The sequence below is a fragment of the Alteromonas sp. NFXS44 genome (assembly GCF_040148705.1).
Classification (GTDB): Bacteria; Pseudomonadota; Gammaproteobacteria; order Enterobacterales; family Alteromonadaceae; genus Alteromonas.
In genome coordinates this window covers 1,031,264-1,046,606 of record NZ_JAGDEA010000012.1, presented here as the reverse complement: position 1 = coordinate 1,046,606, position 15,343 = coordinate 1,031,264, and the positions used below count along the sequence as shown (strand labels likewise).

17 protein-coding genes are annotated in these 15,343 nt (G+C 49.5%); 5 read left to right on the top strand and 12 right to left on the bottom strand.

The genetic code is table 11. The annotated features are described in order from the left end of the window. Nucleotides 1–52 precede the first annotated feature (52 nt). Nucleotides 53–916: a YicC/YloC family endoribonuclease gene (locus tag J3369_RS21555; protein ID WP_119503195.1), complete on the bottom strand. Its 864-nt coding sequence runs from the start codon at nucleotides 914–916 to the stop codon at nucleotides 53–55. A 242-nt stretch (nucleotides 917–1,158) separates the two neighbouring features. On the opposite strand from J3369_RS21555, the gene J3369_RS21550 reads away from it, so the two are divergent. The 4 genes from J3369_RS21550 (at nucleotide 1,159) to tusA (ending at nucleotide 4,883) form a co-directional block, all read left to right on the top strand. Beyond that, nucleotides 1,159–3,132, top strand: a complete 1,974-nt coding sequence (locus J3369_RS21550) for an alpha/beta hydrolase family protein (RefSeq protein ID WP_349590903.1) — start codon at nucleotides 1,159–1,161, stop codon at nucleotides 3,130–3,132. 142 nt (nucleotides 3,133–3,274) lie between these two features. Then, nucleotides 3,275–3,988, top strand: coding sequence for a ribonuclease PH (gene rph / locus J3369_RS21545; protein ID WP_349590900.1), 714 nt, complete (start codon nucleotides 3,275–3,277; stop codon nucleotides 3,986–3,988). A 9-nt stretch (nucleotides 3,989–3,997) separates the two neighbouring features. Next, nucleotides 3,998–4,642 carry an orotate phosphoribosyltransferase gene (pyrE, locus tag J3369_RS21540; RefSeq protein ID WP_349590897.1) on the top strand — a complete coding sequence of 215 codons (645 nt, stop codon included), beginning with the start codon at nucleotides 3,998–4,000 and terminating at the stop codon, nucleotides 4,640–4,642. Further along, on the top strand, nucleotides 4,629–4,883 hold the full coding sequence (gene tusA, locus J3369_RS21535; protein WP_349590895.1) for a sulfurtransferase TusA: 255 nt from the start codon (nucleotides 4,629–4,631) through the stop codon (nucleotides 4,881–4,883). Before pyrE ends, tusA begins: the two co-directional genes overlap by 14 nt. A gap of 51 nt (nucleotides 4,884–4,934) precedes the next feature. Here tusA and J3369_RS21530 read toward each other — a convergent pair whose 3' ends face one another. The 7 genes from J3369_RS21530 to J3369_RS21500 form a co-directional block, all read right to left on the bottom strand. Next, on the bottom strand, nucleotides 4,935–5,738 hold the full coding sequence (locus tag J3369_RS21530; RefSeq protein ID WP_349590893.1) for a DUF1206 domain-containing protein: 804 nt from the start codon (nucleotides 5,736–5,738) through the stop codon (nucleotides 4,935–4,937). A 110-nt stretch (nucleotides 5,739–5,848) separates the two neighbouring features. Continuing rightward, nucleotides 5,849–6,028 carry a hypothetical protein gene (locus tag J3369_RS21525; protein ID WP_349590890.1) on the bottom strand — a complete coding sequence of 60 codons (180 nt, stop codon included), beginning with the start codon at nucleotides 6,026–6,028 and terminating at the stop codon, nucleotides 5,849–5,851. Beyond that, on the bottom strand, nucleotides 6,028–6,489 hold the full coding sequence (locus tag J3369_RS21520; protein ID WP_349590887.1) for a hypothetical protein: 462 nt from the start codon (nucleotides 6,487–6,489) through the stop codon (nucleotides 6,028–6,030). Before J3369_RS21520 ends, J3369_RS21525 begins: the two co-directional genes overlap by 1 nt. Before the next feature lie 70 nt (nucleotides 6,490–6,559). After that, nucleotides 6,560–7,144, bottom strand: coding sequence for a YqaA family protein (locus tag J3369_RS21515; RefSeq protein ID WP_119503188.1), 585 nt, complete (start codon nucleotides 7,142–7,144; stop codon nucleotides 6,560–6,562). A gap of 9 nt (nucleotides 7,145–7,153) precedes the next feature. Then, the gene (locus J3369_RS21510; RefSeq protein WP_349590884.1) at nucleotides 7,154–8,437 is read right to left on the bottom strand and encodes a metal-dependent hydrolase family protein; all 1,284 of its coding nucleotides are present in this window, start codon (nucleotides 8,435–8,437) and stop codon (nucleotides 7,154–7,156) included. 73 nt (nucleotides 8,438–8,510) lie between these two features. Further along, nucleotides 8,511–9,065, bottom strand: a complete 555-nt coding sequence (locus J3369_RS21505; RefSeq protein WP_349591121.1) for a DUF1285 domain-containing protein — start codon at nucleotides 9,063–9,065, stop codon at nucleotides 8,511–8,513. Beyond that, nucleotides 9,055–9,897, bottom strand: a complete 843-nt coding sequence (locus J3369_RS21500) for a DUF3014 domain-containing protein (RefSeq protein WP_349590881.1) — start codon at nucleotides 9,895–9,897, stop codon at nucleotides 9,055–9,057. Before J3369_RS21500 ends, J3369_RS21505 begins: the two co-directional genes overlap by 11 nt. Nucleotides 9,898–10,258: 361 nt before the next feature. Between J3369_RS21500 and J3369_RS21495 the strand changes: the two genes are divergently transcribed. Beyond that, nucleotides 10,259–10,567 carry a DUF6482 family protein gene (locus J3369_RS21495; RefSeq protein ID WP_349590879.1) on the top strand — a complete coding sequence of 103 codons (309 nt, stop codon included), beginning with the start codon at nucleotides 10,259–10,261 and terminating at the stop codon, nucleotides 10,565–10,567. Here J3369_RS21495 and J3369_RS21490 read toward each other — a convergent pair. The 4 genes from J3369_RS21490 to J3369_RS21475 all read right to left on the bottom strand — a co-directional run bounded on the left by J3369_RS21490 (nucleotide 10,561) and on the right by J3369_RS21475 (nucleotide 15,219). After that, entirely contained in the window at nucleotides 10,561–11,877 is a 1,317-nt protein-coding gene (locus tag J3369_RS21490) for an ABC1 kinase family protein (RefSeq protein ID WP_349590876.1), read from the bottom strand. The two genes, J3369_RS21495 and J3369_RS21490, sit on opposite strands and share 7 nt — an antisense overlap. After that, nucleotides 11,874–12,155 (bottom strand): hypothetical protein, encoded by a 282-nt coding sequence (locus tag J3369_RS21485; protein WP_349590874.1) that lies wholly within the window; start codon nucleotides 12,153–12,155, stop codon nucleotides 11,874–11,876. Before J3369_RS21485 ends, J3369_RS21490 begins: the two co-directional genes overlap by 4 nt. An 81-nt stretch (nucleotides 12,156–12,236) precedes the next feature. Then, complete coding sequence (locus tag J3369_RS21480; RefSeq protein ID WP_349591119.1) at nucleotides 12,237–12,749, bottom strand: DUF6702 family protein; 513 nt, start codon at nucleotides 12,747–12,749, stop codon at nucleotides 12,237–12,239. A gap of 10 nt (nucleotides 12,750–12,759) precedes the next feature. After that, entirely contained in the window at nucleotides 12,760–15,219 is a 2,460-nt protein-coding gene (locus tag J3369_RS21475) for a M1 family metallopeptidase (RefSeq protein ID WP_349590871.1), read from the bottom strand. Nucleotides 15,220–15,343 lie beyond the last annotated feature (124 nt).

The following is a 15,343-nucleotide window of genomic DNA, read 5'->3' as shown; positions in this document are numbered from 1 at the left end:
ATAAAGTGAGGTTTTTCAAAGTGTTGTGAGTTTTTGTGAGCACTAGTGAGCTTTATTCAATATTCTGGATCTGTTCGCGCATCTGCTCAATCAGCACTTTCAGCTCAACAGCTGATTGGGTGATTTCTGAGTTTATTGACTTGGAGCCCAGTGTATTCGACTCACGGTTGAATTCCTGCATCATGAAATCCAGACGACGGCCGCAGGCGCCACCTTTTTTCAGGATATTACGGGTTTCTTTAACGTGAGCATTCAGGCGGTCGAGTTCTTCTGCTACATCAATTTTTTGCGCCAGCATAACCATTTCCTGTTCGAAGCGGGTGGGATCAAGCTCTACTTTGGCTTCTTCAAAACGGGACTGAATTTTTTCACGCTGCCACTCAACAATAGCCGGCATTTTTTCAGCAACTGCTGCGGCTTCTTTTTCAATGCCGTCCAGGCGCTGTTCAATAAGTGCTTTAAGCGCATCCCCTTCGGTGGCGCGCGCTTCGATGAACTGAGTAAGGGTATCGTCAAATGCCGCCAGAATATCCGCCTGAATGGCATCCATATCGGCTTCTTCGGCAGCAATAACGCCGGGCCAGCGCAGGATATCAAGGGGGTTAACTCCGGTGGACTGACCGTGTGACTGCACCCAGTCAGCAGCATGCATGACTTCTTTCGCAAGTGCCTCGTTAAGCGTGAGTTTGGTTACAGCGGCATCGTTAGCACTGAAACGCAGCGCGCACTCTACCTTTCCCCGCTGTAAACGCTTGCGAAAGCGCTCACGGAGCACCGGTTCAAGTGCACGGAACTGTTCAGGCAAACGGAAGTAAGTTTCCAGAAAACGCTGGTTCACCGAGCGGACTTCCCACACGGCTGTTCCCCAGTCTTTTTTCACTTCACTGCGGGCAAACGCGGTCATGCTGTAAATCATAAATTTTCAATCTCCGTATGGATTTAAGCGTAAGTCTACGCAGGAATCACCGGGTTGTCAGTGGTAATGTTCACTGTGTTCATACTTTAGTACAAGGTTCAGACAGGTTTTGATCGTCCCTGCTTGCCTGTAACTGTGTTGCTGGCTATTCTGTTACCGGATAAACTTGTTACATTTAATGGATTCTGATTTCAGAGATAATGCCTCATTATCAGAAGTATGTTTACTCAGGGATGACCCACATGTCGTATAAGAAATTAGGTGCGCTGATCGCATTTTTGTTCCTTTCTTTTTCTGCTTTTGCGGCTTTCACACCGCAGGACATAGCTAAAAATGCTATTTACGCAGATGCCAAAATATCACCGGACGGAGACCGTCTGGCCATCGTGGTTGTACAGGATGGCATCAGAAACCTTGCCGTGCTGGACATGAAAGATTTCTCAACGGTTGGCGGAATGGCCATGCGCGGGGGAAATGAGGTCGGTACCTTTTACTGGGCGAATAATGATCGCCTGGTAATGGAAATCTGGCGTAAAGAGCCATGGCAATCTGAACCTCAGTTCTGGGGCGAACTTTACGCTATTAATTACGACGGTACTAACGGCGAGATTATCTATGGATTCAACGTCGAAGAGCGTCAGAATACCCGGATTAAAAGAAAGAAAAGCGTAGATGGCTGGGCCCGCGTGATCAGTACGATGCCGGATAACGACAATGAGATCCTGATTGCATCAGAGCCGATGAACGTAGACCGGATTGGTTTCGTTCAGCGTCTTTCTGCCAGCTACGACAGCATCGCAACAATTCACCGTTTGAACGTTTACAGCGGCAAATTGTACCCCGCCAAGGCTTATGCGCCCGCGCCACAATCTGACATTTTTACTGATGACAGTGGTAACCTGATCATGGCAACCGGCACAAATAAGAATGACGATACGCTTATTTTTCGTCGTAAAGGTGATGACTGGGAAGAAATCAGTGAGCAATTCGGGCAGGCTTTCCATCCGGTATCTCTGAACGAAGATGCCACGGAAGTGATTTACCTGGATAATTTTGAACAGGACAAAGTCGGCCTTTTCCGGATGAATCTCAAGACCGGTGAGCGAAAAGAAATATACACCGATGATGTAGTGTCTTTGTCTCAGATAAATCTGACAACCGACAAGTCCTCTGCCTATGCTATCCGCGTGGATGACGGTATGCCGGCGTATATGGTTTTCGACAGTGCCGGTGAAGAGGCAAAAATCTTTAAAGACTTGCTGGGTGCCCTGCCGGGTTACAACGTGAATATGGTCAGCCGTTCAGCAAACGGCAATTTGTGGCTCATCTATGCCACCAGCGATATTGATGCCGGTACGTATTATCTTTACAACAAATCTGCCAATAGCCTGAGCCAGCTGTTCGCTAACCTCGAACACATTTCCGTAAACGACTTCTCTGAAACCAAACCGGTGAGTTTTGAAGCGTCAGACGGAATGAAAATTCACGGTTTCGTTACCTACCCTGTTACGATGAAACAGGGACAGAAAGTTCCTCTGGTAACTCTTGTTCATGGCGGTCCGCACTATGTACGTGATTTATGGTGGTTTGACCGTGAAGTTCAGTTACTGGCGAACGAAGGTTATGCTGTTCTTCAGGTGAACTACCGTGGTTCCGGTGGCTATGGCGGCGATTATCAGGTTGCCGGCTACAAGCACTGGGGTGACGATATTCAGCAGGATATTATCGACGGTACACGCTACATCATTTCTCAGGGGCATATCGATAAAGACAAAGTGTGTATCATGGGCGGTAGTTTTGGTGGCTATTCTGCGGTGATGTCTGCAGAACTGGCACCCGACCTGTTCAAGTGTGCCGTTGCTAATGCCGGCGTCTATGATCTTAATCTGGCACTGGAGAAAGGTGACATTACTGAATTCCTCACCGGTGATGCCTATCTGGAAAAAGTGCTGGGTACTGACCCCGCTCAGTTAACCGCATTTTCCCCTGTGACCCACGTGAGCAAACTGTCCGGTCCGGTACTTATTGCCCATGGTGCCCGTGACCGCCGGGTTCCCCTTGAGCACGCCGAACGTCTGAAAAGTGCCCTGGACAAAGCTGGCAAATCCTATGAGTGGTTCGTGAAAGACTCGGAAACACATGGTTTCTATGATGAAACCAACCGCGGCGAGTACTATCAGAAGGTCGTGAATTTCCTCTCTGAAACATTAAAATAATCTAAAAACGCCGCATTTATGCGGCGTTTTACTTTTTTACGCCTTAATTCCCTTCCCGCCGGATTCAATTTGCCGGTGTATTTACGCTATACTTGCGCCTGTTAAAAAATACAGATTTATGACCTTTTCTCAGGAGACTCCTATGCGTCCAAGCGGCAGAACCGCCAGTCAGATCCGTCCCGTTACGATTACCCGCAATTACACTTGTCATGCTGAAGGTTCGGTTTTAGTCGAATTCGGTAATACCAAGGTACTTTGCACTGCGACGGTGGAAGAAGGTGTACCGCGTTTTATGAAGGGTCAGGGAAAGGGCTGGGTAACGGCTGAATACAGCATGCTGCCACGGGCAACGCATACCCGCAGCCAGCGTGAAGCAGCACGGGGTAAACAAGGCGGCCGTACCCTTGAAATTCAGCGCCTGATCGCCCGCTCTTTGCGTGCGGCACTTGATCTGAAACTGCTTGGTGAAAACACAATAACACTGGATTGTGACGTTATTCAGGCTGACGGCGGAACACGTACCGCTTCTATCACCGGTGCCTGTGTTGCACTGGTGGATGCCCTTACCTTCATGCGTGCTAAAGGCATTATCAAAACTAACCCGCTGAAATTCATGGTCGCAGCATTGTCTGTGGGTATTTACGGAGGTACGCCAATTGCTGACCTGGAATATACCGAAGATTCAGCAGCCGAAACCGACATGAACGTAGTAATGACCGAAACCGGTAAGCTGATTGAGATCCAGGGTACCGCGGAGGGCGAACCGTTCTCCTTTGATGAAATGCACGAAATGCTGGATATCGCTAAGCACGGTCTGCGTGAACTGTTTGATGTTCAGAAAGCGGCTCTTGCTTAAGGAGAGCAGATGAAAGCGTTTAAAAGAGAGTTTATTGAGTTTGCCATCGCTCGTGGCGTGCTGAAATTTGGCGGGTTTACCCTGAAGTCAGGCCGTACAAGTCCTTACTTCTTTAATGCCGGGTTGTTCAACAAAGGTGGCGATCTGGCCAAATTGGGTCGTTACTACGCAGCTGCGCTGGCTGATTCCGGCATAGCCTTCGATGTACTGTTTGGCCCTGCTTACAAAGGGATCCCTATTGCCACAACCACGGCAGTAGCCTTAGCTGATCATCATGATATGGATGTGCCTTACTGTTTTAACCGTAAGGAAGCAAAAGATCACGGTGAAGGCGGTAATCTTGTTGGCAGCCCGCTGGAAGGCCGCATTATGCTGGTGGACGATGTGATCACGGCCGGAACAGCTATCCGTGAGTCAATGGAGCTGATTGCTCAGAACGGTGCCTCATTGGCCGGTGTACTGATTGCGCTGGATCGTCAGGAACGGGGTAAAGGCGAGCTGTCTGCTATTCAGGAAGTGGAACGTGATTTTGGTACACAAGTTGTTTCCATCGTGTCTCTGAATGACGTAATTGCTTACCTGGAAGAAACCGGTGCTCACGCAGAGCACATGGCGTCAATCCGTCAGTACCGTGAGTCATATGGGATCGGATAATGCCCTCTTCGCCAGCCCGGACCACGAACTGGACACACTGGGCCTCCGTTGCCCGGAACCTGTGATGATGGTGCGACTGAAAGTGCGGAAAATGGAAGAAGGTGAGACGGTTCTGATCACCGCAGATGATCCGGCAACAGAACGGGATATCCCGGGGTTTTGCCGGTTTATGCAACACACGCTGGTGGCAAGCCAGACTGATGCATTGCCCTATCAGTTTCTGATTAAGAAGGGGCTGTAGCCGTCGCCTCATACAAACTGTTTTTAAAGCCGGTGATACGCCGGCTTTTTGTTACCGGTTTCCCGGCGTGGTGCGGTAAATTGTTTCAAAACCACAGAATATGCCAAACATGGCTATGCCGGCACCTGTCGCGGCAAGTCCATACTGCCCGTACCGCTGATTTAAAATAGTACTGAATGCTTCTTTGAGTCCACCTGCCTCTGACGGATCCAGTTCAATTGCCGCCTGAATAAAAAAAGCACCTACCAAAATGTAAACAATCCCCCTCGCAAGATAGCCGAGTCTGCCGGCAATACGGCTGATATGCATCTCACTGTCCCGCATATGATGCGTATTAAATTTTTCCATGAAATCGGCTTTCCAGGCATGCTTTAGCTGGATAAAAGAAAATATCAGAATACCGGTACCGATGGCAGCAACCAGCCATTCTCCCCAAGCCTGTTGCATTAATTCCTGTGAAACCTGTTTACTGCTGTCTTTCTCTGAGTTACCAATACCAAACAGCACTCTGGTTGCACCCCAGGCCCCGACTCCGTATATCGTCGCTGATAATACAAAGAAAGCTCTGGTGATCACATCGCCGGCTTTTGACATATCCAGGTTCTCGGTATTCAGAAAGGCCTGAATAAGACGCCATAACATATAGCAAACGAGCCCGCACACTACGCCGGCGAGCAGATACCATCCAAAAGGCTGCTCCAGGAGTGTTCTGAAAACATGGTCCTGAGTGGGTTGTTCTGAGTGCAGGAACGTAAATGCTGTGGTTATAACGAAAATACCAAGAAGAATATAAACAATGGTTTTTGCACCATATCCGGCGCGGGCAATATAGCTGATAGTGGTTGAAGCGATCACAGTATCGTATCCGGTATTCGTTACGTTGACAGGGGGAAAACCCGCATGCCTTTTCCAATATTATTTGAATACGCAAATAACCGCTGATAGCGATTTATCTGATGCTAAAATTAATGGTTTTCAGCGATAGCCTGAATTAAGAGCCGTTGTAAGCGCACTTTGTCATCGTGAGACTGGCAGCGGAGATCGCTGATGTGCAGAATCCTCTGCCGGAGCATATGCTTCAGAAGCCTGATATCCACTTCCAGCGTTATGGTTGTGGATGACTGGCTGTCCACCGGTAAGGTCACTAGTGAAGTACCCTTGAAGATAATGTTTGCCGTTGGTAGAAGGCCAGCCCTTGTTGCAGCGAAAACGTGATTTGTTGCAGCATCGTCAGTAACTCAGGGTGTAATGCAAACAGCGGGGCCAGCGCATAGATCTGTTGTGATGCCGCATCAAGACAGGTGGCCGCATCTTCAATATTGCCTGTAGCAGCATGGCTGCGTGCAAGCTGTATGGCAGCAGCACCATAAGCGGTCAAATCTTTTCTCTGTGCGGCCGGGGAGGTTTCCGGTGCCTGCAAAGAAAGCAATACCGCCTGCGCGATCTCATAAGCTTCCCCTGCTGTCTGGCGGGCGGATTCCATTTCACCGGACTTTGCCTTTTCCAGCGCAGATTGACTGGTCTGTGTAAAATGGTTGCGGGCATGCTCCGGGTGGGATTGCAACCACTTCCAGTATTCCGGGCTAAGATAATGGGTTTTCATCATACGCACCTCCTGAATTAAAAGTAATGCAAATGAGAATTATTATCAAATTAAATTTAGTGCTGTTGCCCGGCTAAAACAATGTAGTGATATACCAGATCAACAGCACGACGACAGTCAGTGCCAGTATTGCTTTCGTTTTATATCGCCTGATTAATGCTTCAGCTTTGTCTCCGGCAACATATACCGCCAGTGCCAGACCAAAATACCGTATGGACCTGGCGATGACCGTGGCCAGTAAGAACAACAGCAGGGAGTATTTTGTTGCACCCGCTGCCAGCATGGCTATCTGAAACGGAATGGGGGCGATCCCGAGCGTCAGTACAAACCAGAACCCCTGCTGCTCCATTTTAGCTGAAACTTGCTTAAACTGTTCCGGGTCAGAAAAGGTGTTAATGATCCAGTCGCCGGTTAAATCGAAAAGATAATACCCCAGCGCATAACCGAATAATGCACCAATAACACACCCCAGAGTGGCCATCAGGGCAATGCTCCAGAGCTTTTCTCTTCTTGCCTGCATCAGCGGTATGAGGATCGCTTCCAGGGGCACAGGTACGATGGTAGATTCCAGAAATGACGCCAGGGTAATGCCTTTCAGCATGTGCCTGGAATCCACCATTTTTTTCGTTGTACGTTTTAACTTTTTCGTAATGGGCATAATCTTTCTTTATTGTTTGAAGATTGCCCCGTCCTTCATAACAAAGGCAACCTTCTCCATCACCCTGATGTCCTCAAGGGGATTACCTTCAACTGCAATGATGTCGGCCAGTTTACCGCTTTCGATAGTGCCGAGTTCATCACTGATATTCAGCAGTTTTGCCGGTGAAACCATTGCACTGCGCAATGCTTCAGCAGCAGGCATGCCGGCTTCTGTCATCAGTGCAAATTCCTGAGCGTTATCGCCATGTGCAGAAACGCCGCTGTCAGTGCCAAACACAATGCTTACACCCGCTTTATACGCTTTGGAGAAGGTGTTTTGGATCAACGGGCCGATGGCGGCAGCTTTGGGTCTGACAAGTTCCGGAAAGAATCCGTCGATTTTCGCTTTCTGAGCCACAAACTCGCCGGCGAGAATAGTCGGGGTGTACCAGGTGCCGTGTTCTTTCATCAAATCCATGATCTCATCGTCCATGTAAGTACCATGCTCGATAGATGTCACACCGGCTTTAATGGCCCGCTTCATACCTTCTTTCCCGTGAGCATGCACAGCCACTGTCATGCCGTAGTCATTAGCTGTAGCAACAATGGCTTCCAGTTCATCGTCCATAAACTGCGGATTCTGGCCGCTTTTCGCTACGCTCAGAACGCCGCCGGTGGCAGTGATTTTTATCACGTCAGCACCATCCTGATAGCGCTGGCGCACTGCATCGCGGGCTTCAGCAACGCCGTTTATAACACCCTGCTCCGGTCCGACATCAGGGCGAAGTTTGTGTGCCATCCCGTTACTGGGATCTGCATGTCCGCCGGTTGTCGCAATCGATTTACCGGCAGAGAAAATACGCGGCCCCTGTGCCAGACCTTTATCAATGGCTTTTCGCAGTGCGATGGTTTCGTTGTATCCGTCACCCAGATTACGCACGGTTGTGTAGCCGGCAGACAGGGTTTTCTCCGCAAAGTGTGCCGCTTTCAGGGTGTAGTCAGCTTCGTTGAGTGTGAAGCGTTCCATGTAAGAAGACGGGTCCTGCTGGGAGGAAAGGTGAACGTGCATGTCCATCAGTCCCGGCATCACGGTATGATTTTTAAGATCAATCACAGTGTCGCCGTCTTCTGCGCTGATATAGCCTTTTTTCACCGCTGTTATCTTGTTGCCGTCGACCACAATTGTCATCCGGCTTTGCAGAGAGTCGTCAGTTGCAGAAAATAAGTTGCCGGCATGAATGAGGGTGTCTGCCTGCAGAGGTAAAGTGTTCAGTCCCAACAGGGCTGTTATACATAAAGAAAGTTTTTTCATTGTCATTATCGTTATCAGTGTGTGAATTTTCTACTGTAATGAAATGACTGTGCGGATACCAGTATGGCAAAGGTTATTCGCTGATTTCTCCGAGAATGAGCTCATAGTCACCGCTTTGAACTGTAAAGCGGGTGGTGCCGTCAGGCGCTGTTTTTTCCTCAGCTTCGTTGAGTAACTGATAGTAAACATTCTGATGTAGTCTGGCCCATAAGTTACGCCGCACATTCACGTAAGGTAAGAAGGTGCCGTCTAAAGAAGCCCGCAGTGTGCCCGGATGAGAGGCGCTGACAGTGAATGTATCACCGGTTTGTGTGGTTAATCTGAGGTGATTATCTTCCATTGCCCACTGAATAATAACAAAAGGCACATCCTCTACCTGTATACCGACTTTCTCCACCGGCGTAACCAGAAAATAATCGTCATTTTCTTTTACTAAAACAGAGGAAAAAAACCTGACAAGGGATAATCGTATAAAAGGAGATTGCTGATATTGCCATTCACCGGAGGCAGTGATGCACATATCGATGTTACCGCAAAATGGCGGATGCCATTGTTCTACCGGAGGGAGATTGCACCCGTCATCTGACGGGTGCGACTCTATCTGAGCCTGAAACCGGTTAAAATCCATCATCTGCAAGCAGAGACTTCAATTCCCGTAATTTCGCCTTAATACGGCGCATGTTGTCCGGGCCGGTTCTCAGCAATTGCTTTTGCGGAGTGCTGAGTTCTTCCAGTTGCGGATCAGCATATTTGTAGGCAACTGAGTCAGAGTACACTTCTACCGGAACAGGTACTTCCGGGGTATCGAGCAGTTGATCGATGGCTTCCACCACGACAGATTCAAACGGCTGGCCGGGCTGTCCAATCTCCTCGTACTTCGACTGGATTTCCCCTTTGTAGCGCTTGAACAGATCAAGCAATGCTTCGTTATCAAAACTTTCCATCATGGTGACGTACGGCGTGTAACGCTTGTAGCTGGCGGCATCAATCCACTCTTTATCAGCCTGACGGTAAACTTTGAATGTTTGCTCCGGTGCGGTTAACGGTACCTGCTGGGCCGCTGGCATTTCATCATTGGCCAGATTGGTCACTGTAACGACGAAGCGCTGGATAAGACCCTCATTCACAATCAGGTTGTTCGCTTCTTCCGTACCTGAAATTGCATTTAAGGCTTCTTCTACGCCCTTATCCGACACATCCAGAGGTTCAGGCTCTGGTTGCTCCGGCATGGGTTCCGGCTCGTCAACGGGATCAATATCTACCGGTTCCGGTGGCGGGGCGGGCTGAAAATCGTCCGGCTCGTCAGGCAGCACTGGCATTTCTTGTGCCGGCACTTCTTCGGTAACCGGTGCCGGTTCTTCCTTCGACGGCCACAACAGAACTGCAATTATGACCACTACAATCACCGCGATAATTAAAATATGCGGTGCCAGCGTTTTCTTCTCTGAATCATCACTCATAAACTTTTCACCCTGTAATGTTCCCTCTGGATCATAAACCCGTGCTACCTCAGGACATTCGCCTCAGAAATTGGCTGAATTCAACTGTCCTGAGATAGTACGGCTATCATACTACCAGAGATGTGTTCTCTGTTTTGAGGATCAATGGATCAATTTGTTCCGTACTAATAGCAAATTCCTCTTTTCTAACACTTTTCTACACAGAAAAGCCTGATTTTGATCGCATTATCTTTGCCATAACCAGAAAAAATGCGAAAAAACGGAGCGCTTCATTACAACATCTTAATGGGAATTCCGTCTGTAAAAGTAGTCCTTTCTGAATGGTATTTGTACACTTCAGACAGGTTAACGGAGAGCAGCGATGAACAAATTCTACTTTCGCGATATCGAAAACGACCCTGTAGTAATTGATTACCTTGAAGTGCAGTCATTCGAAATGAACGTATATCTGGTACTTATTTGCATCGGCCAGCGTTCCGGACTGGTTTACGATAGCGAAGACAAGCCCATGCGTTTTTACAGCGCCGGACAGATCCGTGAGTTGTTCGCTCATTGTCATGTAGAAAAATCGGTGATGAAGCATGACACCCCCTACGATGAAATGATTGGCAATCCGCCGAAAGCGTCACATTCTGTGGCATTACCATTCACTATGGCATTGCCCTACTGAATCCAGGGAGCAGCAATCTGGCTCAAATTCATCTGTACTTTTAACCGTCTTGCCAGCAGGAATAAACCGCCTAGTTTACGGTGAATGAACAGGGCATCTGCTGGCGGCACATGCCAGAAGTTTTCCCGGTACGTCAGTGCGGTGCCCATATTGTGTAACCGCATTATCAGGTCACTTTTACCAAAATCATAGCTGCCGTCAACATGTATCGCTTCGCAGGCAGTCATGCCGAGTTCAACGACTTTGGTCTGCTGCTGAGTGGTATGCTCCCCGGTGACAAGTCCTATAGACAACGCCGCACTGAGCATGGCGTCAGCATGATTGGTTGCCGCCGCGCGCAGTAGCGAACGGTATCCTTCAGCCATGGCCGGTGCAATTTCTCTGGTGGCACCGAAATCCAGCAGAATAATTTTTCCGGAAACGGGGTCATAGCGGTAATTCGCCAGATTCGGGTCGCTCTGTATCAGTTTAAAATCGAAGACTTCTCTGAAAAACAACCGCATCAGTGCGCTCATGACCCCGTTGCGCAGGTCTTGTTCCAGTTGCAGTACCGACTCTATGTCATCCCCTTTTTCAAAAGACATGGCAAGGATATTTTCAGTACACAGCGAGGGGTAGCTGCGGGGTACAATAAACGCATCATCATCCTGCAAACGGGAACGGTAGGTGTCCAGCATATACGCTTCCCGCAGGTAGTCGGCTTCCTGTTTAAGTTGCTGCTTCGCTTCTTCCAGCACCGGCGCAATATCCAACGTTTTAGGGATGAGGCCACTCACGCGAACCAGTGTGGCCACGTTATCAACATCACTGTCGATGCTTTCACGTACGCCAGGGTACTGGACTTTTAACGCCAGCATTGTGCCGTCGGGGGTGATGGCTTTATGGACTTGACCGATTGACGCGGCGGCGACAGGGGCAAAAGAAAAATACAGCATGTTGTCCTGCCAGTTTTCACCCAGTGCATTGCTCAGCACTTCAGTAAGCTGGGCTTTGGGCATCGGACTGGCATCTTCCCGCAGACGGGCAAGGATTGCGGACAGTTCTTCAGGAAGAAAATCTCCCCCGTCCATGGAAATAAGTTGCCCTACTTTCATGGCGGCACCGCGCATGGTGGCCAGTTTGTCGGCTATGCGGGTGATGTTTGCCGGCGTCAGCAATAAGTCAGCCATGGCAGGCCGCTGCCCTTTCAGTATTTGTCCGGCACCACTGGTCACCATATTGCCGGCTATGCGGCCAGCCAGAGAACCCAGACCTATTACCCGCGACAGTCTGCCAGAAGGGACGGGTTTGCCGTCCGGCTCATCGCTCATAGTGTCACGAATGCAGAAAGGAGCTGAATACAGAATCCGGCTGCACTGCCTGCTGCAAATCCGGTCCAGCCGCTTTTGCCCAGGTAACGGAAAACCGTAGCGGAGAAAATACCGCACCATAGCATGGCGGCATAAATTGAAAGGGTGCTGTCGGGGCTGGTAGCGCCCGGAATAAATAACAGTGCAACGAAAAGAATGGCCATAGCGCCGGATAGCAACACCCACATAATATTCTTTTTGTCAGTGAAGCTGTTGGTTTGAGGAGTCGTTTCAGACATAACACTTACCCGTAACGCGAAAACAGTGTGGTTAACTATGATGCAATACGGGCAAGCGGGTCAATGCGAAGATATAAGACTTTAGTGGTGGCGCGCAGAGCTGTTAGCGAACTCCACACTGAGTAATTCCACGTTATCACGGAATGTCAGGGTTTTTACATCGCCCTGTCCTTCCACGTTAAGTGTATTAATTTGTGCCGGCCACAAGTCTCTGAGTGCATCGTGGCGGATACTGAGGCCTTCCAGCGAAGGTGGTTGTTCGGTCTCCTGGTAAACCCAGAAAAACTTACCATCCACTTCATAACCTACGGTTTTCAGCCCCAGAATTTCGCCATCTGCATTCAGTAATGCAAAGCGGGCCATCACGTAATCAGTGAAAGCCTGCTGAGTGGTTTTGTCATCCAGAATATCTGCACGCTTATCGAACAGTGCTTTTACAGCATGTTCCGCATCATGCAGATTAAACCGGTGCATCACCTCAATATTTTCTGTTCTCGGATTGAACAGAACCGTGGTGATTGCCGCTTTAATCTGATGAGCAGAGACTGTCTGACAAACCATCATCAGCAGAGCCGCGAGGCTCCACTGAATCATGCGGTGAGACTTAGTTGTCATCACCCTCTCCGTCATCTGTTTTCAGTTCAGCTTTGCTGTCCTGCATTAGATCCATTGAGGTACGGGCTTCGCTCTTCTTCGCCTTATACGCTTCGATACGTGAAGGAATAATGCGGCGCGGGTAGTAGTTGTTTTCCACATCTACGTCAGCAGTTTCCCAGCGGGGATCCACAGTAACACTTACCAGCTCTTTATCTTTGTCGGTCACGACCAGCTTAGAGACGGCTTTGGGTGTACGACGCCAGATTTCAGCAGGAATACGCATTGACTGTTTGGTACCGTCTGCAAACTCCATTTCCAGCAGGATTGGCATAACCAGTCCGCCCAGGTTACTGAAGTCCATCACGTAGTAGTTTTTGTCTTCACGTACAGCACGCTCAAAGGTTTCACGTTCCCACGGTTCCAGTTTGTTCAGGAATTCGCGGTACTTGTTGCGGTCTTTGTTGGTTGGCGTGTACTGATCGTTGTCATCGTAGAAATCTTTGATGTCGTCGAAACGCTCAACCCACAGCTTGCGGCCTTCTTTACGGTTGCGCTCGTCGGTCAGAGACAGAGGCTTATCCATTTCAGCTTCACGCTGACGGGCCAGGTCGATGTCAGGATCTTTCGTGTCCAGACGCAGCTTGTAAACACGGTCCAGTGAAATATCGACGTGATCGGTAGTATAGAACCAGCCACGGAAGAACCAATCGAGATCGACACCGGAAGCTTCTTCCATTGTCCGGAAGAAGTCAGACGGCGTAGGACGTTTAAACATCCAGCGCTGTGCATACTCTTTAAAGGCAAAATCAAACAGCTCGCGGCCAAGAATGGTTTCGCGCAAAATGTTCAGGGCAACTGCCGGCTTGGTGTAAGCATTCGGACCCAGATGCAGGACCGAGTCAGACTGGGTCATGATGGGTACCTGAGATGAAGACTTCATGTAGCCGGTAACATCGCGGGGTTCAACGCCCCATGGAATGTTCGGATCCCACTCGCGGCCGGCAACGCCGTCCAGGAAGCTGTTCAGACCTTCATCCATCCAGGTCCACTGACGTTCGTCAGAGTTAACAATCATCGGGAAGTAGTTGTGACCCACTTCGTGGATTACCACACCGATGAGGAAGCGCTTTTCGGACAGCGAGTAAGTACGTGAACCATCGTCCTGTAACTCAGTACGCGGGCCGTTGAAGGAAATCATCGGGTATTCCATACCGCCGACAGGGCCGTTAACAGACTGGGCTGTAGGGTACGGGTAGCTGAAGGTGAAACGGTTATATACGTCCAGTGTATGCACCACTGACTCAGTAGAATATTTCTTCCACAGGTCGCCACCTTCTTTCGGATAGAAAGACATGGCCATAACGTGTTTCTGCGGGCCGTCCTGCTCTACGCCTTTGGCATCCCACATGAATTTACGTGAAGATGCCCACGCAAAGTCACGCACGTTGTCAGCTTTGAAATGCCAGGTTTTGGTTTTGCCTGTGCCTTCTTTCTCGTTTTCCAGCGCTTCTTCGGCGGTTACGATGAAGACCGGGCGGTCAGCGGTTTTCGCTTCTTCCAGACGCTTACGCTGAGTACTGGTAAGTACGTCTTTCGGGTTCTGCAGCACACCGGTAGAGGAAACAATGTGGTCAGCCGGTACGGTCATAGACACATCGTAGTTACCGAATTCCAGGGTAAATTCACCGCGGCCGATAAATTCTTTATTCGTCCAGGCTTCGTAGTCAGTGTAAGCCGCCAGACGGGGGAACCACTGTGCCAGCAGGAAGATGTCGTTGCCGCCTTCGCGCTCGTCATCAGGGAAGTGCTCATAACCGGAACGGGCAGAGACTGCGTCTTCTTCAACGATGTTGTAACCGAATTCGATGGTGAAATCGACTGTCTTACCCGGTTTCAGCGGTGTTGCCAGGTCTACACGCATCAGCGTACCTACAATCACGTGATGCAGCGCTTTGCCGGCACTTTCAACGGCTTTAATTTGATAGCCCAGTTCGTGGTCGTCAACGAATTGCTGACGACGCAGTGCGTCCATACTCAGTTTGGCCGGGCTGTCGCCGCTGGCAGACTGAGTCGCCGGACCACGGTTACCGATACCGCCGAAGGTGGTGGTGAGGGCTGACATGGAATCATCACGGAATTTGTTCTGATCAAGCTGGATCCAAAGATACTTCAGCGTGTCAGGTGAATTGTTGTGATAAGAAATCTTTTCAAAAGCATCAATGCGGCGTTTTTCTTCGTCGAGTTTTGCATTGATGACGTAATCGACTTGCTGCTGCCAGTACTGATGACCAGCTTCACCGGCGGCGTTTCTGTATACGTTAGGGGTAGGAAGTACTTCGTCGAGTTGTCTGAATTTATCTTCGAAGTCGCCCTTTGTTTGTTTTATCGCTGCAGAGGCAAACGGAGCCTGAACCAGTAAACCCAGTGCAGGAGCCAGCCAAAGCAGTCGCTTTTGTCGCGTGCTCATTCAATTTCCTTCTTATTTAAGACATTAAAGTCCAAACGTCTATTTTAATGAGTTTTCCCCCGCAGATGCCAGTTTTTAGCCGTAGATAGCTCCGGTCTCACCGCAAACTGAGGCATACGGCAGC

What these genes read in the sequence shown, in the direction of transcription:
- J3369_RS21555 (WP_119503195.1), bottom strand. Translation starts at nt 916, where the DNA reads ATGATTTACAGCATGACCGCGTTTGCCCGCAGTGAAGTGAAAAAAGAC.
- J3369_RS21550 (WP_349590903.1), top strand. Translation starts at nt 1,159, where the DNA reads ATGTCGTATAAGAAATTAGGTGCGCTGATCGCATTTTTGTTCCTTTCT.
- rph (WP_349590900.1), top strand. Translation starts at nt 3,275, where the DNA reads ATGCGTCCAAGCGGCAGAACCGCCAGTCAGATCCGTCCCGTTACGATT.
- pyrE (WP_349590897.1), top strand. Translation starts at nt 3,998, where the DNA reads ATGAAAGCGTTTAAAAGAGAGTTTATTGAGTTTGCCATCGCTCGTGGC.
- tusA (WP_349590895.1), top strand. Translation starts at nt 4,629, where the DNA reads ATGGGATCGGATAATGCCCTCTTCGCCAGCCCGGACCACGAACTGGAC.
- J3369_RS21520 (WP_349590887.1), bottom strand. Translation starts at nt 6,489, where the DNA reads ATGATGAAAACCCATTATCTTAGCCCGGAATACTGGAAGTGGTTGCAA.
- J3369_RS21515 (WP_119503188.1), bottom strand. Translation starts at nt 7,144, where the DNA reads ATGCCCATTACGAAAAAGTTAAAACGTACAACGAAAAAAATGGTGGAT.
- J3369_RS21510 (WP_349590884.1), bottom strand. Translation starts at nt 8,437, where the DNA reads ATGAAAAAACTTTCTTTATGTATAACAGCCCTGTTGGGACTGAACACT.
- J3369_RS21505 (WP_349591121.1), bottom strand. Translation starts at nt 9,065, where the DNA reads ATGGATTTTAACCGGTTTCAGGCTCAGATAGAGTCGCACCCGTCAGAT.
- J3369_RS21500 (WP_349590881.1), bottom strand. Translation starts at nt 9,897, where the DNA reads ATGAGTGATGATTCAGAGAAGAAAACGCTGGCACCGCATATTTTAATT.
- J3369_RS21495 (WP_349590879.1), top strand. Translation starts at nt 10,259, where the DNA reads ATGAACAAATTCTACTTTCGCGATATCGAAAACGACCCTGTAGTAATT.
- J3369_RS21490 (WP_349590876.1), bottom strand. Translation starts at nt 11,877, where the DNA reads ATGAGCGATGAGCCGGACGGCAAACCCGTCCCTTCTGGCAGACTGTCG.
- J3369_RS21485 (WP_349590874.1), bottom strand. Translation starts at nt 12,155, where the DNA reads ATGTCTGAAACGACTCCTCAAACCAACAGCTTCACTGACAAAAAGAAT.
- J3369_RS21480 (WP_349591119.1), bottom strand. Translation starts at nt 12,749, where the DNA reads ATGATTCAGTGGAGCCTCGCGGCTCTGCTGATGATGGTTTGTCAGACA.
- J3369_RS21475 (WP_349590871.1), bottom strand. Translation starts at nt 15,219, where the DNA reads ATGAGCACGCGACAAAAGCGACTGCTTTGGCTGGCTCCTGCACTGGGT.